Annotated in this window: 19 protein-coding genes and 2 tRNA genes; 5 read left to right on the top strand and 16 right to left on the bottom strand. The window is 66.9% G+C overall.

Translation table 11 applies throughout. From position 1 onward, the window contains the following. From ACYVLQ_RS10160 to ACYVLQ_RS10150, 3 genes are all read right to left on the bottom strand, one after another. The gene (locus tag ACYVLQ_RS10160; protein ID WP_460697145.1) at positions 1-486 is read right to left on the bottom strand and encodes a dCMP deaminase; all 486 of its coding nucleotides are present in this window, start codon (positions 484-486) and stop codon (positions 1-3) included. Beyond that, positions 483-1,247, bottom strand: a complete 765-nt coding sequence (locus ACYVLQ_RS10155) for a RibD family protein (RefSeq protein WP_460697144.1) — start codon at positions 1,245-1,247, stop codon at positions 483-485. The genes ACYVLQ_RS10160 and ACYVLQ_RS10155 overlap by 4 nt, the downstream gene beginning before the upstream one ends. Before the next feature lie 65 nt (positions 1,248-1,312). Beyond that, positions 1,313-1,951 (bottom strand): aminodeoxychorismate/anthranilate synthase component II, encoded by a 639-nt coding sequence (locus ACYVLQ_RS10150; protein ID WP_460697143.1) that lies wholly within the window; start codon positions 1,949-1,951, stop codon positions 1,313-1,315. A 167-nt stretch (positions 1,952-2,118) separates the two neighbouring features. Between ACYVLQ_RS10150 and crgA the strand changes: the two genes are divergently transcribed. Together crgA and ACYVLQ_RS10140 are read left to right on the top strand one after the other, a co-directional pair. After that, positions 2,119-2,385 carry a cell division protein CrgA gene (crgA, locus tag ACYVLQ_RS10145; protein ID WP_460697142.1) on the top strand — a complete coding sequence of 89 codons (267 nt, stop codon included), beginning with the start codon at positions 2,119-2,121 and terminating at the stop codon, positions 2,383-2,385. A gap of 85 nt (positions 2,386-2,470) precedes the next feature. Next, positions 2,471-2,920, top strand: a complete 450-nt coding sequence (locus ACYVLQ_RS10140) for a PH domain-containing protein (RefSeq protein ID WP_460697141.1) — start codon at positions 2,471-2,473, stop codon at positions 2,918-2,920. Positions 2,921-2,935: 15 nt separating this feature from the next. On the opposite strand, the gene ACYVLQ_RS10135 is transcribed toward ACYVLQ_RS10140, so the two are convergent. The 6 genes from ACYVLQ_RS10135 to ACYVLQ_RS10110 all read right to left on the bottom strand — a co-directional run bounded on the left by ACYVLQ_RS10135 (position 2,936) and on the right by ACYVLQ_RS10110 (position 8,236). Beyond that, positions 2,936-3,802, bottom strand: coding sequence for a rhomboid family intramembrane serine protease (locus ACYVLQ_RS10135; protein ID WP_460697140.1), 867 nt, complete (start codon positions 3,800-3,802; stop codon positions 2,936-2,938). 16 nt (positions 3,803-3,818) lie between these two features. Next, complete coding sequence (locus tag ACYVLQ_RS10130; RefSeq protein WP_460697139.1) at positions 3,819-4,346, bottom strand: peptidylprolyl isomerase; 528 nt, start codon at positions 4,344-4,346, stop codon at positions 3,819-3,821. Between the two features lie 70 nt (positions 4,347-4,416). Beyond that, the gene (locus ACYVLQ_RS10125) at positions 4,417-4,614 is read right to left on the bottom strand and encodes a hypothetical protein (RefSeq protein WP_460697138.1); all 198 of its coding nucleotides are present in this window, start codon (positions 4,612-4,614) and stop codon (positions 4,417-4,419) included. 69 nt (positions 4,615-4,683) lie between these two features. Then, entirely contained in the window at positions 4,684-5,532 is an 849-nt protein-coding gene (locus ACYVLQ_RS10120) for an ABC transporter permease (RefSeq protein WP_460697137.1), read from the bottom strand. After that, positions 5,529-6,548 carry an ATP-binding cassette domain-containing protein gene (locus ACYVLQ_RS10115; protein ID WP_460697136.1) on the bottom strand — a complete coding sequence of 340 codons (1,020 nt, stop codon included), beginning with the start codon at positions 6,546-6,548 and terminating at the stop codon, positions 5,529-5,531. The genes ACYVLQ_RS10120 and ACYVLQ_RS10115 overlap by 4 nt, the downstream gene beginning before the upstream one ends. Before the next feature lie 683 nt (positions 6,549-7,231). After that, positions 7,232-8,236 carry an adenylate/guanylate cyclase domain-containing protein gene (locus ACYVLQ_RS10110; protein WP_460697135.1) on the bottom strand — a complete coding sequence of 335 codons (1,005 nt, stop codon included), beginning with the start codon at positions 8,234-8,236 and terminating at the stop codon, positions 7,232-7,234. Between the two features lie 144 nt (positions 8,237-8,380). Here ACYVLQ_RS10110 and ACYVLQ_RS10105 point away from each other — a divergent pair, with 144 nt between their 5' ends. Then, positions 8,381-9,232, top strand: coding sequence for an SDR family oxidoreductase (locus ACYVLQ_RS10105; RefSeq protein ID WP_460697134.1), 852 nt, complete (start codon positions 8,381-8,383; stop codon positions 9,230-9,232). Between the two features lie 22 nt (positions 9,233-9,254). On the opposite strand, the gene ACYVLQ_RS10100 is transcribed toward ACYVLQ_RS10105, so the two are convergent. After that, positions 9,255-9,485: a nuclear transport factor 2 family protein gene (locus ACYVLQ_RS10100; RefSeq protein WP_460697133.1), complete on the bottom strand. Its 231-nt coding sequence runs from the start codon at positions 9,483-9,485 to the stop codon at positions 9,255-9,257. Between the two features lie 362 nt (positions 9,486-9,847). Between ACYVLQ_RS10100 and ACYVLQ_RS10095 the strand changes: the two genes are divergently transcribed. Then, entirely contained in the window at positions 9,848-10,651 is an 804-nt protein-coding gene (locus ACYVLQ_RS10095) for a transglutaminase-like domain-containing protein (protein WP_460697132.1), read from the top strand. A 1-nt stretch (position 10,652) separates the two neighbouring features. On the opposite strand, the gene ACYVLQ_RS10090 is transcribed toward ACYVLQ_RS10095, so the two are convergent. Next, on the bottom strand, positions 10,653-10,760 hold the full coding sequence (locus ACYVLQ_RS10090) for a DLW-39 family protein (RefSeq protein ID WP_460697131.1): 108 nt from the start codon (positions 10,758-10,760) through the stop codon (positions 10,653-10,655). Between the two features lie 706 nt (positions 10,761-11,466). Here ACYVLQ_RS10090 and ACYVLQ_RS10085 point away from each other — a divergent pair. After that, on the top strand, positions 11,467-12,744 hold the full coding sequence (locus tag ACYVLQ_RS10085) for a cytochrome P450 family protein (RefSeq protein ID WP_460697130.1): 1,278 nt from the start codon (positions 11,467-11,469) through the stop codon (positions 12,742-12,744). Here ACYVLQ_RS10085 and ACYVLQ_RS10080 read toward each other — a convergent pair. From ACYVLQ_RS10080 to gyrB, 5 genes are all read right to left on the bottom strand, one after another. Next, a tRNA-Ala gene (locus ACYVLQ_RS10080) sits at positions 12,745-12,820 on the bottom strand. Positions 12,821-12,859: 39 nt separating this feature from the next. Further along, positions 12,860-12,933, bottom strand: a tRNA-Ile gene (locus tag ACYVLQ_RS10075). Positions 12,934-13,700: 767 nt separating this feature from the next. Beyond that, positions 13,701-14,501, bottom strand: a complete 801-nt coding sequence (locus ACYVLQ_RS10070) for a DUF3566 domain-containing protein (protein ID WP_460697129.1) — start codon at positions 14,499-14,501, stop codon at positions 13,701-13,703. 203 nt (positions 14,502-14,704) lie between these two features. After that, on the bottom strand, positions 14,705-17,215 hold the full coding sequence (gene gyrA, locus ACYVLQ_RS10065) for a DNA gyrase subunit A (protein WP_460697128.1): 2,511 nt from the start codon (positions 17,213-17,215) through the stop codon (positions 14,705-14,707). A 67-nt stretch (positions 17,216-17,282) separates the two neighbouring features. Next, a complete protein-coding gene (gene gyrB, locus ACYVLQ_RS10060; protein WP_460697127.1) occupies positions 17,283-19,325 on the bottom strand; it encodes a DNA topoisomerase (ATP-hydrolyzing) subunit B in 2,043 nt (680 codons plus the stop codon). Positions 19,326-19,438: the final 113 nt, after the last annotated feature.

Below are 19,438 nucleotides of genomic sequence, written 5' to 3'. Positions count from 1 at the left end.
TCACGACAGGTCGAGGTGGCGGTTCATGGACATGGCCTCGGTGGCCAGGTCCGGGAGTTCGATCACCTCGACACCCTGTTCGCGCAGTTTCTCGACGCCCACGCAGTTGTCGACGAAGGTGGGCGGCTCGCGCCAGGCGATGACGACCCGGGCCACTCCCGCCGCCAGGATGCGGTCGGTGCAGGGTGCGCGGTCCGGGGAGGCGCGCTGCGAGCACGGCTCCAGGGTGCTGTAGAGGGTGGCCCGGGGCAGTCGCGGGTCGTCACCGAGCTTGTTCAACGCGGACTCCTCCGCGTGCACCTTCGCATCGGTTTCGCGCGAATAGCCGTGTGCCAGTTCGATATCGTCGGCGCCGACGATCACCGCGCCGACGGAGAAGGCGGTCGGGCTGATGGGGCACAGGCGGGCCAATCCGATCGCGTGATGCATCCAGAACCGGTGTGTCTTACGGTTTTCCGCGCCCCGGTCCGCGAAATGCGATGTCACTGTGGGGCTTCCATATCGTGCGGACCTCCCTCGGTCGGCGCCTCGGTCTGTGTCGGCAGATAGCGCAGCAGCGCGACATCACCGATCCGGGTGACATCCGCCAAGACCATTCTGCGCCCGGAACCGCCGGGAAAGTCGGCCGGATGCAGAAATCGCGGCGCGTCCGGGTCGCCGACCAGCACCGGCGCCAGGGCGAGCAGCAGCTCGTCGGCCAGGCCGTTCGCCAGGAGTGCGGTGTGGATGTGACCGCCGCCCTCCACCATCAGTCGGGTGACGCCGCGATGCCCGAGATCATCGAGCAGCGCGCCGAAATCCACTGTCTCCCCGAGGGATACGACCTCGGCCAGACCCGCGAGCCGCGCACCGAGGCGCACGGCTCCGGCGTCGGTGGTGTAGACCAGCTTGTCCCCGCCGGTGTGGAAGAAGCGCAACCCGGGCTCGAGGTCGCCGCTCGCGCTGACGGTGACCTTGAGCGGATGCTCCGGCTTACCCGCGCCCACCCGCCGGGCCCGGCGTTCCTCGCGGTTGACCAGCAGGCGCGGGTTGTCGCGGCGCAGCGTTCGGGCCCCGACGAGGATGGCGTCGCTGTCGGCGCGCACGACGTCGACCCGCTCGAAATCCTCCGGATTCGACAGCAGCAATCGCTCGGGGCCCGCGTCATCGATGTAGCCGTCGATGCTCACCGCCACCGACAGCAGCACATAGGGGCGGTCCACACCGCTCTCGTCAGCCGTCGGTTTCGCCGCATCGCTGCCACTCATACGATGCATTTTCCCTCCGGTCCGTTCGACGCGCTGCGCCCGCGACGGCTGCTCGCGGCTCCCGCTCAGACCAGCGCCGCGACCTCGGACTCCAGTTGCTGGACGAGGCCTTCCGGCGGACGGTTCCCGCAGACCTCCAGCCAGTTGGCCAGCATCCGGTGCCCGCCCTGGGTGAGCACCGACTCCGGATGGAATTGCACGCCGTGGATCGGCAGTGTGCGGTGGCGCATCGCCATCACGATGCCGGACTCGGTGCGGCCGAGTACCTCGATATCGGCGGGCAGGGTGTCCTCGAGAACGGTCAGCGAGTGGTAGCGGGTGGCGATGAACGGATCCGGCAGCCCGGCCAGCACGCCCGAGCCGATGTGGAAGACGGAGCTGGTCTTGCCGTGCAGCAGTTCCGGGGCGCGGGTGACCGTGGCGCCGAAGGCCGCGCCGATGGCCTGGTGGCCCAGGCAGACGCCGAGCAGCGGGGTGCGCTGCTCGGCGCACGCGCGCACGAGGTCGATGCTCTTGCCCGCACGGTTCGGGGTGCCGGGGCCGGGGCTGATCAGCACGCCGTCGAAGCCGGTGACCACCTCGTCCACATTCGCCAATTGCGGGTCGTCGTTACGCCAGACGATCGCCTCGACACCCAGCTGGCCCAGATACTGCACCAGGTTGAACACGAAGCTGTCGTAATTGTCGACGACCAGTACACGCATGGTTCGAGAGTACGTGGGAGGGATATCCGCAGTCGCGGGAATAGCTGGCAGGGCCGCCGACAACAGTCCCGACCCCGGATGTACACCCAGCTGGGATAGCCTTTAGTCAGACCGGCAGGTGCCCACTCCCCCGCCGGTACGACCTGTACGCCGAATACGAGGACGTCATGCCCAAGTCGAAGGTCCGCCGCAAGAAGACCGACTACACGATCAATCCTGCCAGCCGCACGCCGGTGAAGGTGAAGGGCGGCCCCTCGCCGGTCTGGTACGTCACCATCATGCTCGGCTTCATGCTGGCCGGACTGGTGTGGCTGCTGGTGTACTACCTGGCCAACGACAAGATCGAGTGGATGGCCGAGCTCAACGCCTGGAACTTCCTGATCGGCTTCGGCCTCATGGTGATCGGCCTGATCATGACGATGCGGTGGCGGTGAATCACCGGGTCACGGCGCTACATCCGTGTCATTCATTCACACTTGTGGATGAATCTGTGGACAACTCGAGGAACGATTGGGGACCATGACCGCATCCGATTCGGAGATCCGGCTCAGCTGGTCCACCCCGCCTGCCGCGCTCGCCGCGACGGCGGCGGGCGGGGTGGCATTGGCCGTCGCCGCCGTATTCGCCCCCGACACGCCGAGCCGCCTGCTGATCGGCCTCGCGGCGGTGCTGCTGCTGGGGCTGGCGGGTCTGGGACTGCGCCAGCGGCCGCGGCTGACCATCGTTCCCGGCGACCCGCCCACCCTGGTCGTGCGCGGCCTGCTCGGACCCATGGAGTACCGGCCGCGGCAGATCCTGAAGGCCCGGGTGGTCGGTCTCCGGCGGCTCGGGCGGCGGGTGCCCAATCTCGAGCTCGATGTCGAACACGACGGCAACGAACGGCTGCTGATCTTCGGACGCTGGGATCTCGGCACCCATCCGCAGGATGTCCTCGATGCGATGACCGTGCAGGGGCTCGTTCGCGACTGAACCTCGTCCGCGCGATCAGGCCAGCGACACCGCCGCCGTGCCGATCAGGCCGAGGCTGATCACGATGACGGCCGCCACCGACACCCAACCGGTCGCGCGAGCCAGCTCCGGCGTCCTGGCCTTCAGCCACTGCGGCAGGAACAGGATGCCGCCCGTGGCGAGGGTTCCGGCGGCGAGACCGCCGAGATGCCCCCACAGCGAGATCCCGGGCAGCGAGACGCTGATGACCACGTTGATCACGATCAGCACCAGCATCTGCGTCGGGCTCTGCCGCAGCCGCAGCAGGATCACCGTCATCGCCCCGAACAGGCCGTAGATCGCGCCGGACGCGCCCGCCGTCGCCGCGTCCTGGGCCAGCCACATCACCGCCGCCGATCCGCCCAGCAGCGAGGCCGCGTATACCGCCACGAACCGCAGCCGCCCGAGCACCATCTCGCAGTCGCGGCCCAGGATGTAGAGCGCGAACATGTTGACCAGCAGGTGTACCGGCCCGTAGTGCAGGAACCCCGACCCCAGGACCCGGACCCACTGCCCGTCTGCCACCGCGGGCGGGACCAGCACCCAGTCGAAGAACAGCTGAGATCGCCGATTGTCGCCGATACTGTTCGCCTGCGCGGCGGTGATCGCGTAGATCGCGACGTTGAGCGCGATCAGGGCATAGGTCACGTACGGCACGGCCCGACCGGCCGCGGGCGCGCCCGCCACCGTCCGCACCGGCCGCACATCGGCCTGCCCTTGGCGCACGCAGTCCACGCAGTGCTGGCCGACCGAGGCGGGCCGCAGGCAATCCGGGCAGGCCGACCGCCCGCACCGAGTGCATGCCAGGCCGGTGGGCCGGTCGGGGTGGCGGAAGCAGGTCGGCGCGGGCGGCTGGGGATTCACGGAACTCCGATGAGATTCAGGCGATGGTGACGGAGGATATGACGATCTCGTCCTTCGGACGATCGTTGCGGTCGGTCGCGGTGGCGGCGATGGCGTCGACCACCTTGCGCGAGTCCGGGTCCACCACCTCGCCGAAAATGGTGTGACGGCGGTTCAGGTGCGGCTGCGGTCCGACGGTGATGAAGAACTGCGAGCCGTTGGTGCCCGGTCCGGCGTTGGCCATGGCCAGCAGGTACGGGCGGTCGAAGCGCAGGTCGGGATGGAATTCGTCGCCGAATTCGTAGCCGGGACCGCCGCGTCCGGTGCCGGTCGGGTCACCGCCTTGAATCATGAAACCGTCCATCACGCGGTGAAAGATGCTGCCGTCGTAGAACGGGCCGGACGTACCGCCGCTCGCGTTCTGCGTCGTGTACGACGCCGAACCGTCGGCCAGGCCGACGAAGTTGCGCACCGTTTTCGGGGCGTGGTTACCGAAGAGCGAGATCTTGATATCGCCGTGGTTGGTGTGCAGCGTCGCCACGGCGGTCTGATTCGGTGAGGTCACGCCCAACATCGTGCCACGCAAGCCGCGAACCGAATTGCATCCCACCATCTTCGGGCCGTGCCGCGACGTGCTAGGGCAACCGGGCGGCTTCCGGCGGCATGGACCCGTTGGTCGAGTAGCCCAGGCGCGGCGGTTCCGCCGCGGGCTCCGGAAGCTGGGGGCGGCGGCGGGCCGCCAGCCACGCGGCACTGCCCGCGAATCCGACGAGGACAGCGGCGATGAGCCGGTTGCGCAACCGGCCGGATTTTCCCGAACTCCCCAACTGCATGCGACCACTGTGGCACAGCAACACATTTCGCGCAGGAAAGGCTGGTCACAGTGGTCGCATCGGATCCGGTCAGCGACTGACCGAGCGCTTGAACTGGCGCACGGCCAGCGGCACGAACACCGCCAGGATGACCACCACCCAGATCAGGGTCGTCGCCACCGGATGCTGAATCGGCCAGGCGTCCCCCGGGGGAGCCATCGGGCTGGTGTTGCCGAACAGATCACGGGTGGCCTGGGTGACCGCGGAGACCGGGTTCCATTCGGCGAATACACGCAGCGGACCCGGCAGATTGTTCAGCGGCACGAAGGTGTTGGCCAGGAACGTCAGCGGGAAGATAACCATGAAGCTGGCGTTGTTGAACACCTCGGGCGCCCGCACGATCAGGCCGACCACGGCCATGATCCACGAGATCGCGTAGGCGAACAGCAGCAGCAACACGTATGCCAGTACCGCGTCGAGGAGCGAGCCGCGAATCCGCCAGCCGACCACCAGGCCGGTCAGCGACATCACGACCAGGCTCACCACGTTGATCACGACATCGGCGGCGGTGCGTCCGATGAGCACGGCGACCGGCGCCATCGGCAGCGAGCGGAACCGATCGATGATGCCCTTCTGCATATCCTCGGCCAGGCTCAGACCCGTGAAGGTGGCGCCGAAGACCGAGGTCTGCGCGAAGATGCCCGCGATCAGGAACTCTCGGTACCCGCCCTCCATGCCCGGCACCTGGATGGCCGTGCCGAAGATATAGGCGAACAACAGGACGAACATGATCGGCGACAGCGTGGAGAAGATCAGTACATCGGGGACGCGCCTGATCTTGATGACGTTCCGCTTGGTGATCGTCAGGCTGTCGCTGACCACCATCGACATGCGCTGCCCCAGGGAGGGCAGGTCGGCGAGCGCCGTGGCGGTGCTCATCGGGATTTTCCTTCCGTTGCTTCGACTCGATCGGCGGCGCGCTGACCGTTGGAACTGCCGTTCTCGCTGATCAGCTCCTCGGCCTCGTGGCCGGTCAGGGTGAGGAACACGTCATCGAGCGAGGGACGCCGCAATCCGACGTCATGGATTTGGACCCGATGCTCGGCGAGCTTGCCGATCGCGTTCACCAGCGCCTGCGAACCCTCGCTGACGGGCACCGTGATGCGGCGCAGCCCCGGCTCGAGATGTATCTCGCCGACCGCCAGCCCCGCCAGCGCCTGCTGGGCGACCGCGAGGCTGTCGGCGTGGTCGACGGTCAGTTCGATGCGGTCGCCGCCGACCATGGTCTTGAGCTCGTCGGCCGTGCCGCGGGCGATGACCTTGCCGTGGTCGATGACCGCGATGGCGTCGGCCAGCCGGTCGGCCTCCTCCATGTACTGGGTGGTCAGCAGCAGTGTGGTGCCACCCGCTACCAACTCCTCGATGACATCCCAGAGGTCCAGGCGAGCCCGCGGGTCCAGGCCCGTGGTCGGCTCGTCCAGGAAAAGCACCGGTGGGTTGGCGACCAGCGCGCCCGCCAGGTCGAGGCGGCGGCGCATACCGCCGGAGTATCCCTTCACCGGCCGGTCGGCGGCGTCGGCGAGTCGGAACCGCTCCAGCAGTTCCCGCGCTCGCTCCTTACTGCGCTGTACGCCCATGTGGTACAGCCGACCTACCATCTCCAGATTCTCGAATCCGGTGAGGTATTCGTCGACGGCGGCGTACTGACCGGAGGCGCCGATATGCGCGCGGAGCCGCTGCGGCTCGCCCAGTACGTCGATACCGGCCACGGTGGCGCGGCCCGAGTCCGGGATGAGCAGTGTGGTCAGCACCCGGACCGTGGTGGTCTTACCGGCGCCGTTGGGGCCGAGCAGCGCGGTGACCGTACCCTCCGGAACCGTGAGATCGAGGTGATCGAGGGCGGTCAGTTTTCCGTATGTCTTGACCAGACCCTCGGCGATTATGGCGTCGGGCATGATGCTCCTGCCGTTTATGGATGGATGTGCAGTGACCTGAACGACACTGCCGCCAAGTATTGCCCACCCCACCGACAAGTTCATGTGATTAACGCGGCGCCCCGGTCGGCGCGTCCACCCGCTGTGGCCTCGCACGAAGTACGGACAGCAGGAGGCCGCATCCCGGGGATCCGGCGGTGCTCGGGGGTGCCGGCGGGATGCGGCCGAGTACATCGTCGCCCGCCGGGGCGGGCCGAGTCCTGAGTAGTGCGCTACCTGTTCCGAACCCCGCACAGGTACTCGGCCGCGCCCATCGACACGCCCGGAAATCCGGGCAATCCGGAACGTCGCTACCGAATCGGGCCGGTGCGCGCCGCCGGATCCGGCGCACAGGCGGCCTCTGTTCACTCGCGACCAAACCCTATGTCGACCGTGTAAACCGTTGCGCCCCAACATGTTCGAGTGACATCTGGCGCATGATACGGCCGCCGCGCGACACCCGAATTCGGCGCCGAGGTCCCACCACTCGAAAACTTTCCGAAAGTGGCGGCCCTCATACACCCACAACCGTGGATCGTCGCGTAGGATCATTCACGTCGGCCCCTCCCCCCCGGGCCGACCTTACGCGGGCCTCGGCTAACTCCCCCCCTTCGCCGAGGCCCGCTCTTAATTTTCCGGGAAGTTCGCCGCCGCGCCCGCGCCGCTCAGGCGCGGCGTAGGACGTGCGAACGCAGCCGATTGAACCCGCGCACCCGCACGCTGCGCAGGTGCCGCAGCGCGAATTCCGACTCACCGGCCAGCTGCGCCGCCGCGGCGTCATCGATCAGCACCGTCCCGGGCCGCGCCACGCCGGTCAGCCGGGCGGCCATGTTCACGACCGATCCGTACAGATCTCCGAACCGCTGCAGCACCTCGCCGTATGCCAGCCCGACCCGCAGCTCCGGCGTGGCGCCCGCGGAGAGGGTCGCCTCCTGGACGGCCAGCGCGATGCGGGCGCCCACGACCGCCGATTCGGCGGCGAACATGACCTCGTCGCCGACGTTCTTGATGACCCACCCGCCGTTGCCGGTGATCGCGTCGGTGGTGATCGTCTCGAACGACTCCAGCAGCCGCGTCAGCTCCTCCGGATCGAGGTGGCGGGTCAGCCGGGTGTAACCGACCATATCGGCGAAACCCACGGCCAGGTCCCGCACGGTGTCGCCACCGGTGCCGTCCCCGTCGAGCGAGCGGGCCAGCGCGGCCGCCAGATGTCGCCGCCACGCGTACGCCTGCAGCTGCTGCAGTGTCGACACGACCTCCTCGGTCGCCTCCTGCGCGACGGCCGCCTCGTCCGCGTCGGGGTCGGCGGCGGTGATCGCCCGGATCCGGTCCACGATCTCCTCGGTCACCAGGTCCACCTGCCATTCGGCCAGTCGCGCCATCGACTGGCCGAGAGTCCGCGCGGCCCCCGACTGCTGCCGCAGATCGGTCGACGCCAGCGCCGCCAGGCTCTGAAAGTTGTTGACCGCCTCGATATCCGCGTCGGTGTACTCGATCGCGTGATCGTCCGGGTTGGCCGGGAAGCCGAGCGAGATCCACAGCCTGCGGGTCAGGTCCGCGGGCAGCCCGGACTGCCGCGAGACGTCTGCCCTGGTGTAGCGGCGCGGCCCGTGCAGCAGATACGGCTCGACAACCGATTGCACCAGCTTGGACAACTCCGGAGAGGTCATATTTCGACCTTACGGGCCGCCCGATCGCCCACCGGCGGAGTAGTGACTACTCACAGGCCGTGTCCCGCCCGCGCCAGACGCTGACGCATGTTCGCGATCGCCTGGACGATGTTCGATCCGGGCGATCGCGGATGTACTTGATCCATGACGAACTCGAACAAACCAGTACTCGTTCTCGGTGGCACCGGCAAGACCGGCAGCCGGGTGGCCGCCGCCCTCCGGGCGCGGTCCCTCCCCGTGCGGATCGGATCACGCTCGGCGACACCGCCTTTCGACTGGACCGACCGTGATACCTGGGATGCCACGCTGACCGGGGTGGCGGCCGTCTATATCTCCTACCAGCCGGACCTCGCCGCGCCCGGAGCCCCGGAGGCCATTCACGCCCTGACCGCCGCGGCCCGGCGGCACGGGGTCCGCAAGCTGGTACTGCTGTCCGGCCGCGGTGAGCCGGAGGCCGCGGAATGCGAGGAGATCGTGCGGAATTCGGGTATCCCCTGGACGATCCTGCGCTGCAGCTGGTTCGCCCAGAATTTCAGCGAGGGTGCGTTCACCGACCTCCTCCGGGCCGGTGCGGTGGCCCTGCCCACCGATGCGGTGACCGAGCCGTTCATCGACGCCGCCGACATCGCCGCGGTCGCGGTCGCGGCCCTCACCGACGACCGGCACGCGGGAGCGGTCTACGAACTGACCGGCCCGCGCGCGCTGACCTTTTCGGAGGCGATCGCCGAGATCGCCCGCGCCACCGGCCGCGACATCGCCTTCGTATCGATCACCCGGGCGGACTTCGTCGCGGCGCTGACCACCTACGGCGTGCCCACCGAGGAGATCGGGCTGCTGGACTATCTGTTCGGGACCGTCCTCGACGGCCGCAACTCGGCCACCGCCGACGGTGTGGAACGGGCCCTGGGCCGCAAACCCCAGGATTTCACCGACTACGTCCGCGAGACGGCGGCCACCGGGGTGTGGGCTGCCCTCGAGCCCTCGGGCAGCGCCTGACCGACACCGGAACCCCTGCGGCTCAGAACATTCCGTGTGGGTGCGGCAGCGTGGCAGGCACCGGCTGGACGACGTCCCAGTGCTCGACGACGAGCCCGTCCTCCAGCCGGAACAGGTCGACTATCGCGGTCTCGCCACCATCGGTGGTCAACCGGATGTGCACGGCGACAAGGGTGTCGTCGGCAACGACGCGCACCACATCCTGGGTGGCCCGGGCCAGCGCCACGCCCGGCCGGGGTCGCGAAGAAGGCACGGAACGCCTGTTTGCCCGTGCCGGTCGACCGATCGTGCGGCACCCGCGGATTGTGTGTCACGAATTCGTCGTGCACCAGCGCGAACGCGGCGTCCTGGTCGCCCGCGGCGAAGCGGCTCGGTCATCCGGGCGTGGCCCCGGGGTCTCGCCTGGCGACCGGCGGCGGTCACTTCCGGCCCCGGAGCGGTGTTGACCGCGGGCAGCGCTCCGTACGCCGTACTCTCCTTGGATATCGATGAGGACCAGCGCATCCGCGTCGTACGCCTGATCCTGAATCCCGACAAGCTCGCTCGAATCCTACACGATCATTTCCGACCGCCGTCCTGCACGAATCCGGTCAGCCCAGGGACCACACTGTAGTGATGAAACGCGACGTCTCCGCCCGTCTCGACGTCGAGGTCCACGCGCCCACGGTGCTCGAGTTCCAGATCGCCGTCGCCCGGCTGCCGGGAATCGAGCTGGTCGAGTCGATGGATTTCGTCCTCGACGGCCGCAGCATCGCGGCGCGGGAGGTGCACGGTCCGCACGGCGCCAGAATTCACGTATTCGACTCGCCCGCAGGGAATCTGCGGGCGTACTACAGCGCGACGGTGCTGGGATCCGCTGCGCCGCAACCTGCCTCGGATTACGACCTCGCCGTATATCTGCGTCCGAGCCGGTTCGCCGAGTCCGATCGGCTCCTGGGGTTCGCGGCTACCGAATTCGGTTGTGGCGTAGACGATCCGGACATGCCCGCCCGGATCTCGAGCTGGGTCGCCCGCCGGGTCAGCTATGTCGCGGGCAGCAGCGATCCCTGGGACGGAGCGGTCGAGACGTTGTTGACGGGCAGTGGCGTGTGCCGCGACTACGCACACCTGATGGTGGCGCTGCTGCGCGCGGTCGGCGTACCGGCCAGGATCGCGTCGGTGTACGCGCCCGGGTGCGTTCCGATGGACTTCCACTGCGTCACCGAGGCGTACGTGCGCGGGGTCTGGCAGGCGTTCGACCCGTCCTTCCTCGCCCCGCGCCCGAGCCTGGTCCGCATCGCCACCGGCCGCGATGCCTCCGACATCGCCTTTCTCGACAACCACGGCGGCGCCATCACGGTCAACGACCTCTCGGTGAGCGCCTTCGTCGACGGGCCGCTGCCCCTCGACGACGTCACGCGGCCGGTGTCGATCTCCTGATTCAGCGGGTGGTGACCTCGTGCCACATGTCCGCATCGTTGCGCTGGCGGAACTTGCTGAAGACGACGACAACCGCGGCGACGACACCGATCGTAAGCAGAAGTTTCATGTACCCCACCTTACTGCGATCCCCGACGTTGGGAGCGGGCAGGACGAGGCGCAGGCCGAGGACGCATCGAGCCAGGCCCTTGTCCGCGCGACACGGCACAACCCCGGTGACCGCCTTGCGCCGACAACCGTTCCCGCGATTCGGCCGTTCCCCTCCGAAAGGTCGAGTACACCGGACCGGCAGCGCGGCAATCGAATTGCCGCCGTCGAAGCACACCGCACGACCTCACGCTCCGCGCCTCGTCACGAAAAGGCTAGGGAACGGGGGGATTCGCATCTACCGGATTCGCACGGAATCGTCCGTGTCGTGGAACCTGAAGTCGATTCCGCCGCCGTGGTTTCCGCGGACGTGGTCGACCCCCAACTCCGGGCGCTCTCGCACCGGCACGTCCTCGGTAGTGGAAAGGCCGAGTATGTGCCATGCGCGCTACCCGCACGGCGGGCGACGACCTGGGGGCGACCGGAGAATGTTGCTGCCCACCGGATTGCGGAGCGGCCGGTTTGTTTGTTCTAGAACCAGCATCAATCGTTCTACCTGCGATTTTGTGCCGCTTCGCCGGATAGCCTGCGGGATGCTGTGCGCTTGACTACGCTGTGGGACTGTTGCCCGAAAGGAACTCTCCGGCAACGAGTTTGCATAGTTCGGTGTTACCTGCAAGAGGTTCGACAACCACACACCGTGTCTTGTGTACGTCTGGAGACCACACGTGACCACACCCTCTCGAACGCCAGGTACGACGCAGTCGGCCACCGGCGGCTGCCCCGTCGCGCAGGGTTCACCGATCCGCCCCGACGCACCCCATTTCCTACTGCACAGCGATCAGTTCGCCGCCGACCCGCACGCCGCCTACAGCGAGATGCGCGGCCACCATCGGTCACTGGTCCCGGTCGAGTTGGCTCCGGACGTACCGGCCACCCTGGTGATCGGCTACCGGATGGCCGTGAAGATCCTGCACGACCACGAGCACTTCTCCTCCGATCCGCGCACCTGGCAGAAGGGCGTACCCGAGGACTGCCCGGTGCTGCCGATGCTCGCGTGGCGCCCCAACGCCCTGTTCAACACCGGCTCCGCGCACGAGCGCTATCGGGAGCCGTCGGTCGCGGCCATCGAGCGGATCGACCTGTACGCGATGCACGGCGTCATCGAGCGGATCGCGATTCCGCTGATCAACACCTTCTGCGGATACGGCGAGGTCGACCTCCTCGCGCAGTACATCCGCCCGTTGGTGCGCCACACCCTCGACCACATGCTGGGCTGCTCGCCCGAGATCGGGGAACGGGTGTCGCGGGCGGCGACGATGATCTTCGACGCGCAGGGCGATGCGGAGCTGGGCAACAAGATGCTGCTCGACGCCTTACGGGAGCATGTCGCGCATCGGCGCGCCGAGCCCGGCGCCGACATCACGAGCGACCTGCTCGCCCACCCGGTGGGTTTGGACGACGAAGAGATCGTGCACCAACTGGCCACCATGTACTCCACGGGTCAGGAGCCCGGGGTGAACCTCATCGCGAACACGTTGCGGTACATGCTCACCGACGACAACTTCGCCGACGATCTGCTCAGCGGCAGCCTCGCCACGCGAGACGCGCTCGACACCGTCCTGTCCACCGATCCGCCGCTGGCGAACTATTGCGTCACCTATCCGCGGCAGTCGATGCTGATGAACGACGAGGTCTGGCTCCCCGCCCACCAACCGGTGATGATCAGCATGGCCGCGGCGGGCAACGACCCCGCCGTCAGCACCGACGATCGCACCGGAAACCGGTCGCATCTGGCATGGGGCGCCGGACCACACATGTGTCCCGCGAAGTCGGTGGCCTACCTGGTAGCCCAGGACGCCATCGATCAACTCCTCGATGCCCTGCCCGAGATTCAACTAGCGGTCCCGGCGAACGAATTGATCTGGCGCCCGGGCCCATTCCACCGATCGCTGGCGGAACTGCCGGTGATATTCCCCAAATCCCCACCGCTGACCGTCGTGTGATGGTGGAGCCTAGGGGAATCGAACCCCTAACCCCTGCCTTGCAAAGGCAGTGCTCTGCCAATTGAGCTAAGGCCCCTGATGCCGCCGGTGCGGCAGGTGAATCCCGATCCGGGAGTGGGTCTAGGAGGACTTGAACCTCCGACCTCTTCGTTATCAGCGAAGCGCTCTAACCGCCTGAGCTATAGACCCTGGTTGCGTGCGACCCGGGATGCCCGAGCCGAGAGCAAAGACTACCGGAAGCGACCTCCTTGGACCAAAACGGCTGGTAGACGACTCGTCGCCGCTGGCCTCCGGATTCGGGAATCGGAGCATGCGACCCGACCGGGCGCTTCCGTCACGGGGTTGCTCCGCTCCGCCCTCGCTCGCAGGCAGCGAAGGCTCCGGGTTGACAGGCCCGCCCGTCTCAGGAGATGGCCAGTATGAGGAAGCAGGGGGAAACGCGAGCTACACGACACTCGAGGCGCGGCAACTCGCTGTCGGCGGCTCATGGGGTTCGCTGTTGAGCGTTAATAGGCTGTCCCTGCGTGTCTGAAGGTTCCCTCGAACGATCGGAGACAGCATCATGCGGAAGCTCGGTCGATACGTCGGTCTAGTGATGGCAACGTCCGCGATGGTCACGGTTGCAGGTGTCGCATTGGCTGCCCCCGCCAGTGCAGATCGCGGCGACGCGGCCTACTACTGTGCTCGAGACTCGAGCGACTATCAGCAGTTCAAGAGGTGCCTAAACGACTACGAGGAGCAGATCAAACGAGACAACCGAGAGGAGCGGGAACATTCACAATATTAGAACGGGCGCCCCGCTGGACTGCTGAAACCCCAGGCAGCGAGAAAGCGGCAAGAGGCTCCGGAAACCCGAGCCGGATGCGAAGATCACCGAGCTGCGGTGGTAACGACAAAACGGCTGGTAGAAGGGCCGGTACCCGCCCGCCGACGGGTACCGGCCGCAGCCTGTGAAACTAGTCCGGATCGGCCAACGTGACCTGCACGCCGCCTACCAGATCGGTGCACTGGTTGTAGATGAACACGCCGACCGTGGACAGCGCGGTCAGCAGGACCACGTTGATCAGGCCGACCACCGCCGCGTATCCGAACACCGTGCCGGCGTCGATCAATTCGGTGGAGGTCGAACTGCCGTTGGACATGATGTCGGTGAAGCTGCTGTTCAACCGGTCCCACACACCCATGCCGGACAGCACGATGTAGAGGAATCCGACGGCCAGCATCCACACGAAGAACATCGCCACGCTGATCACCAGCGACACCTTCAGCGTCGACCAGGGATCGACGTGGCGCACCTGCACCGTCGCCCGCAGCGGCTCACCGCCGGCGGCCGCGGCGACCGCCGCCGGGACCGCGGGCGAGACGGCCGTCGGCTGCTGCATACCCATGCCGTGCATGCCCGGCGCCTCCATCGGGGGCAGCGGGTGCCGCAGCTCCGACAGATCCGGCATGTCCTTGACCAGTTCCGGTCTGGCGATGCTGCGGGTGGGCCCGTCGATGCCGACGGACTTCACCATGGCGGCCTCCTTGCGGGCCGCCTTGGCCGCCAGGTCCGCGGTGGTGCGGGCATTGGTCATGCCGCCGCCGAGACCGCCGCCGCTCGGCGCCGCCGGCGGTCGGCCCGCCACCGGCGGCTCGCCCGGACGATGCAGATTCGACTGCGGCTCCCGCTGTGGCAGCTGCGACCAGCCTTTCTCGAATCGTGCTTGGCCGTCGGCGGCGGACTGCTCCCCGCCGTCACCCTGCTTGTCGGACACTTCGGATGCTCCTCCCGAGCCGTTGTCACCTCCCGACCCCGGCCGCGGAACGGGCCGAGGGGGAATCGGAGACGGCGCAATTCGCTCGGTCACACCGTTGGCGTGGTGCCGCTCGTCATTCGGCTGATTCGGAGTGGTCAATGGGATTCCTTCGATCCGTCGTGCCGCCGCTGCCTTGTGAAGAAACTTACTGCTATCCGAACCTACTGCTTGTCAGCACCGCTGGCCTCCTCTTCGAGGGAAACCTGATCGGGCTCATCGGCATTGCGCGCGATCGCAAGCAACGTAACGCCCTCGCCGAGGTTCATCAATCGCACGCCCTTGGTCTGCCGTCCCGCGCGGCGCACCTGATTCGCCGCCGTCCGGATCACGCCGCCGCCGGAGGTGATTGCATAGATCTCATCCTCGTCGTCGACGATGAGTGCGCCCACCAGGTTGCCACGTTTCGGATCGTATTGGATCGTCAATACGCCTTTACCCCCGCGGCCCTGCGCCGTGTACTCCTCGATCGCGGTCCGCTTGGCGTAGCCGCCGGACGTCGCCACCAGCAGGAACGTATCGTCGCGGACCACATTCAGCGACAGCAGCCAATCGTCGGTGTTGAACCGCATGCCCTGCACGCCGGAGGTGGCGCGGCCCATCGGGCGCAGCACCTCGTCGTTGGCGGCGAAGCGGATCGACTGGCCGTGCGCCGATACCAGCAGCAGGTCGTCCTCCGCCGAACACAGTGCGGCGCCGACCAATTCGTCGCTGTCGCGCAGATTCACCGCGACGATACCGCCGGAGCGGTTGGAGTCGAAGTCGGTCAGCCGCGACTTCTTCACCAGGCCGTTGCGCGTCGCCAGCACCAGGTACGGCTGATCCTCGTAGGTCTTGATCTGGATGACCTGGGCGATCTTCTCCTCCGGCTGGAAGGCCAGCAGGTTGGCCACGTGCTGGCCGCGCGCGACGCGGCTGGCCTCGGGCAGCTCGTAGGCCTTCACCCGGTACACCCGGCCGAGGTTGGTGAAGAACAGCAGCCAGTCGTGCGTCGAGGTGATGAAGAAGTGCCGGACCAGGTCGTCCTGTTTGAGCCCGGCGCCCTGCACGCCCTTGCCGCCGCGCTTCTGGCTGCGGTACAGGTCGGTCTTGGTGCGCTTGGCGTAGCCGGTCTCGGTGATGGTGACGACCACGTCCTCGCGGGCGATCAGATCCTCGTCGGCGACGTCCCCGTCCGCTGCGATGATCTTGGTGCGCCGCTCGTCGCCGTACTTCTCGACGATCTCCTGCAGCTCGTCGCGGATGATCGCGCGCTGTCGCTCGGGCTTCTCCAGGATGTCCTTCAGGTCGGCGATCTCGGTCTCGATCTTGGCCAACTCGTCGATGATCTTCTGACGTTCCAACGCCGACAGTCGGCGCAGCTGCATATCCAGGATCGCGGTCGCCTGGATCTCATCGATATCGAGCAGCTCCATCAACCCGGTCCGCGCGGTCTCGGTGTTGGCCGAGCGCCGGATCAGGGCCACGACCTCGTCGAGCGCGTCGAGCGCCTTGACCAGACCGCGCAGGATGTGGGCCCGCTCCTCGGCCTTGCGCAGGCGGTAGCGGGTGCGCCGGACGATGACGTCCATCTGGTGGGCGACGTAGAGCCGGATCATCTGGTCCAGCCGCAGCGTGCGCGGCACGCCGTCGACGATGGACAGCATGTTGGCGCCGAAGCTGGTCTGCAGCTGGGTGTGCTTGTACAGGTTGTTCAGCACGACCTTGGCAACGGCGTCGCGCTTGACCGTCACCACGATGCGCAGGCCCGCGCGATCCGACGACTCGTCGTGGACGTCGGAGATACCGGCGATCTTGCCGTCGCGCACCTGCTCGGCGATCGAGTTGACGAAGTTGTCGGTATTGACCTGATAGGGCAGCTCGGTGATGACGATCGTGGTGCGGCCCTTGTTGTCCTCCTCGATCTCCACCACGCCGCGCATGCGGATCGCCCCGCGGCCGGTCCGGTAGGCGTCCTGGATGCCCGTCGTGCCGACGATCAGGCCGCTGGTCGGGAAGTCCGGGCCCTTGACCCGCTCCATGCAGGCCTCGAGCGTGGTCTCCTCGTCGGCCTCGTGGTTGGCCAGCGCCCAGTAGATCGCCTCCGCCACCTCGTTGAGGTTGTGCGGCGGGATGTTGGTGGCCATGCCGACGGCGATACCGCCGGAACCGTTCATCAACAGGCTCGGGACACGGCTGGGGAGAACGACCGGTTCCATGGACCGGCCGTCGTAGTTCGGGATGAAATCGACCGTCTCCTCGTCGATTTCACGCAGCAGTTCCATCGCGAGCGGCGTGAGGCGGCACTCGGTGTAGCGCATGGCGGCCGGGCCGTCGTTGCCCCGCGAACCGAAATTGCCCTGGGGATCGACCAGCGGGTAGCGCATCGACCAGGGCTGCGCCATGCGCACGAGGGCGTCGTAGATGGCCGAGTCGCCGTGCGGGTGGTAGTTGCCCATGGTCTCGGCGACCGGGCGAGCCGACTTCACGTAGCCGCGATCGGGCCGATACCCGTTGTCGTGCATCGCGTACAGGATGCGACGGTGCACCGGCTTGAGGCCGTCGCGCACCTCGGGCAGCGCGCGGCCCACGATCACGCTCATCGCGTAATCGATGTAGCTGTTCTGCATCTCCTGCTGGATGTCGACCGGTTCGATCCGGTCGCCGCCGTCGGGAGGCAATGTGGTCTCGGTCATGAATCAGTCTCCGTAAGAAGTCTTTTCAAAGTGGTCTCGGTGCGGGCCGCGCGCTTTTTGGCCGGGATCACAGGTCGAGGAAGCGGACATCCTTGGCGTTGCGGGTGATGAAGCTGCGCCGGGCCTCGACGTCCTCACCCATCAGGATGCTGAACAGCTCGTCGGCCGCGGCCGCGTCGTCCAGCGTCACCAGCCGCAGCAGGCGGGTCGAGGGATCCATGGTGGTCTCCCACAGCTCTTTCGGGTTCATCTCACCGAGACCCTTGTAGCGCTGCACGCCGTCGTCCTTGTTGATCTTCTTACCGGCTGCCAGCCCCTGCTCCAGCAGCGCGTCGCGCTCACGATCGGAGTAGGCGAACTCGGGATCGCTGCGCTGCCACTTGAGCTTGTACAGCGGCGGGCAGGACAGATACACGTGCCCGTGCTCGACCAGCGGACGCATGAACCGGAACAGCAGCGTCAGCAGCAGCGTGGAGATGTGCTGACCGTCCACATCGGCGTCGGACATCAGGATGATCTTGTGGTACCGCAGTTTCGCGATATCGAACTCATCGTGGATACCGGTGCCGAACGCGGTGATGATCGACTGGACCTCGTTGTTCTTGAGGACCCTGTCGATACGCGCCTTCTCGACGTTGATGATCTTGCCGCGCAGCGGCAGGATCGCCTGGTACATCGAATCGCGACCGGATTTCGCCGAGCCACCGGCGGAGTCACCCTCGACGATGTAGATCTCGGACAGCCGCGGATCCTTCGACCGGCAGTCGGCGAGCTTGCCGGGCAGGCCGCCCAGGTCCGTAGCGCTCTTGCGCCGCACCAACTCTCGCGCCTTGCGCGCGGCGACCCGAGCCTGTGCCGACGAGACGGCTTTCTGCACAATCGTTTTCGCATCGGCCGGGTTGGCCTCGAACCAGTGCGCCAGATTCTCGTTGCAGGTGCGCTGCACGAACGACTTGACCTCGGTATTGCCGAGCTTGGTCTTGGTCTGGCCCTCGAACTGCGGCTCGCCGACCTTCACGCTCACGATGGCGGCCAGGCCCTCCCGGATATCGTCACCGGTGAGGTTGCCGTCCTTCTCCTTGATGAGCTTCTTGTCCTTGGCGTACTTGTTCACGACCGAGGTGAGCGCCGCACGGAAGCCCTCCTCGTGCGTGCCGCCCTCGTGGGTGTTGATCGTGTTGGCGAAGGTGTGCACCGACTCGGAGTAGCCCGAGTTCCACTGCATCGCCACCTCGAGCTCGTGGCCGGTGCCCTTGCTCGTGAAGCCCACCACCGTGTTGTGGATGGCCTGCTTGGTGCGGTTGATGTGCTTGACGAAGTCCTCGAGCCCGCCCGGGTAGTGGTACGTGCGGGTCTTGACCTTCTGCTCGGTCGCGGCCGCCGCCTCGTCCTCGGCGTGCTTGGGCGCCTCGGCGGTCTCGCTGACCACCTCCTCGGTGACGTCCGACTCGCTCACCCGCTGATCGGTGAGGGTGATGGTGAGGCCCTTGTTCAGGAACGCCATCTCCTGCAGCCGCCGCGACACCGTCTCGAAGTTGTAGAAGGTGGTCTCGAAAATATCCGGATCGGCCCAGAATCGGATCGTGGTGCCGGTGCGCTTGGTCGGATCGCCCTGTACCAGCTTGCCGGGCTTGGCGTCCTTGTACTCCTGGGTCCAGTGAAATCCGCCGTAGTCGATATCGGCCTGCAGGCGAGTCGACAGCGCGTTCACCACCGAGATACCCACGCCGTGTAGACCACCCGACACCGCATAGGACTCGGAGTCGAACTTGCCACCGGCGTGCAGTTGCGTCATGACCACCTCGATGGTGGGGATGCCCTGCGCGTGCATGCTGGTGGGGATGCCGCGGCCGTCGTCGACCACCTCGACGCCGCCGTCGGCCAGCAAGGTCACATCGACGCGGCTGGCATAGCCCGCCATCGCCTCATCGACGGAGTTGTCCACAACCTCCCAGATCAGGTGGTGCAGACCGCGCTCGCCGGTGGAACCGATGTACATACCGGGGCGCTTGCGGACCGCCTCCAGTCCCTCCAGGACCGTGATGCTGGAGGCATCGTAATCCTGCTGTTTGCCCTTGGTCGAGCTTGCGTTGGAGTCGTTGGCAGCCACTGCTCGGTAGCTCTCCTTACTTGCTGATCCCTCGACGCAGCGTCGAGCAGCACACAGGGGACCCCGAGTGACATCTGCTCGAGAATTACGGGTCCTTGCGCGGGCTTGCCCGG

It is taken from the genome of Nocardia thraciensis, from assembly GCF_054782435.1.
This window is presented reverse-complemented; position numbering and strand designations above follow the sequence as displayed.

What these genes read in the sequence shown, in the direction of transcription:
- ACYVLQ_RS10150 (WP_460697143.1), bottom strand. Translation starts at nt 1,951, where the DNA reads ATGCGTGTACTGGTCGTCGACAATTACGACAGCTTCGTGTTCAACCTG.
- ACYVLQ_RS10120 (WP_460697137.1), bottom strand. Translation starts at nt 5,532, where the DNA reads ATGAGCACCGCCACGGCGCTCGCCGACCTGCCCTCCCTGGGGCAGCGC.
- ACYVLQ_RS10125 (WP_460697138.1), bottom strand. Translation starts at nt 4,614, where the DNA reads ATGCAGTTGGGGAGTTCGGGAAAATCCGGCCGGTTGCGCAACCGGCTC.
- ACYVLQ_RS10110 (WP_460697135.1), bottom strand. Translation starts at nt 8,236, where the DNA reads ATGACCTCTCCGGAGTTGTCCAAGCTGGTGCAATCGGTTGTCGAGCCG.
- ACYVLQ_RS10105 (WP_460697134.1), top strand. Translation starts at nt 8,381, where the DNA reads ATGACGAACTCGAACAAACCAGTACTCGTTCTCGGTGGCACCGGCAAG.
- gyrA (WP_460697128.1), bottom strand. Translation starts at nt 17,215, where the DNA reads ATGACCGAGACCACATTGCCTCCCGACGGCGGCGACCGGATCGAACCG.
- ACYVLQ_RS10140 (WP_460697141.1), top strand. Translation starts at nt 2,471, where the DNA reads ATGACCGCATCCGATTCGGAGATCCGGCTCAGCTGGTCCACCCCGCCT.
- ACYVLQ_RS10115 (WP_460697136.1), bottom strand. Translation starts at nt 6,548, where the DNA reads ATGCCCGACGCCATAATCGCCGAGGGTCTGGTCAAGACATACGGAAAA.
- crgA (WP_460697142.1), top strand. Translation starts at nt 2,119, where the DNA reads ATGCCCAAGTCGAAGGTCCGCCGCAAGAAGACCGACTACACGATCAAT.
- ACYVLQ_RS10090 (WP_460697131.1), bottom strand. Translation starts at nt 10,760, where the DNA reads ATGAAACTTCTGCTTACGATCGGTGTCGTCGCCGCGGTTGTCGTCGTC.
- ACYVLQ_RS10095 (WP_460697132.1), top strand. Translation starts at nt 9,848, where the DNA reads ATGAAACGCGACGTCTCCGCCCGTCTCGACGTCGAGGTCCACGCGCCC.
- ACYVLQ_RS10155 (WP_460697144.1), bottom strand. Translation starts at nt 1,247, where the DNA reads ATGAGTGGCAGCGATGCGGCGAAACCGACGGCTGACGAGAGCGGTGTG.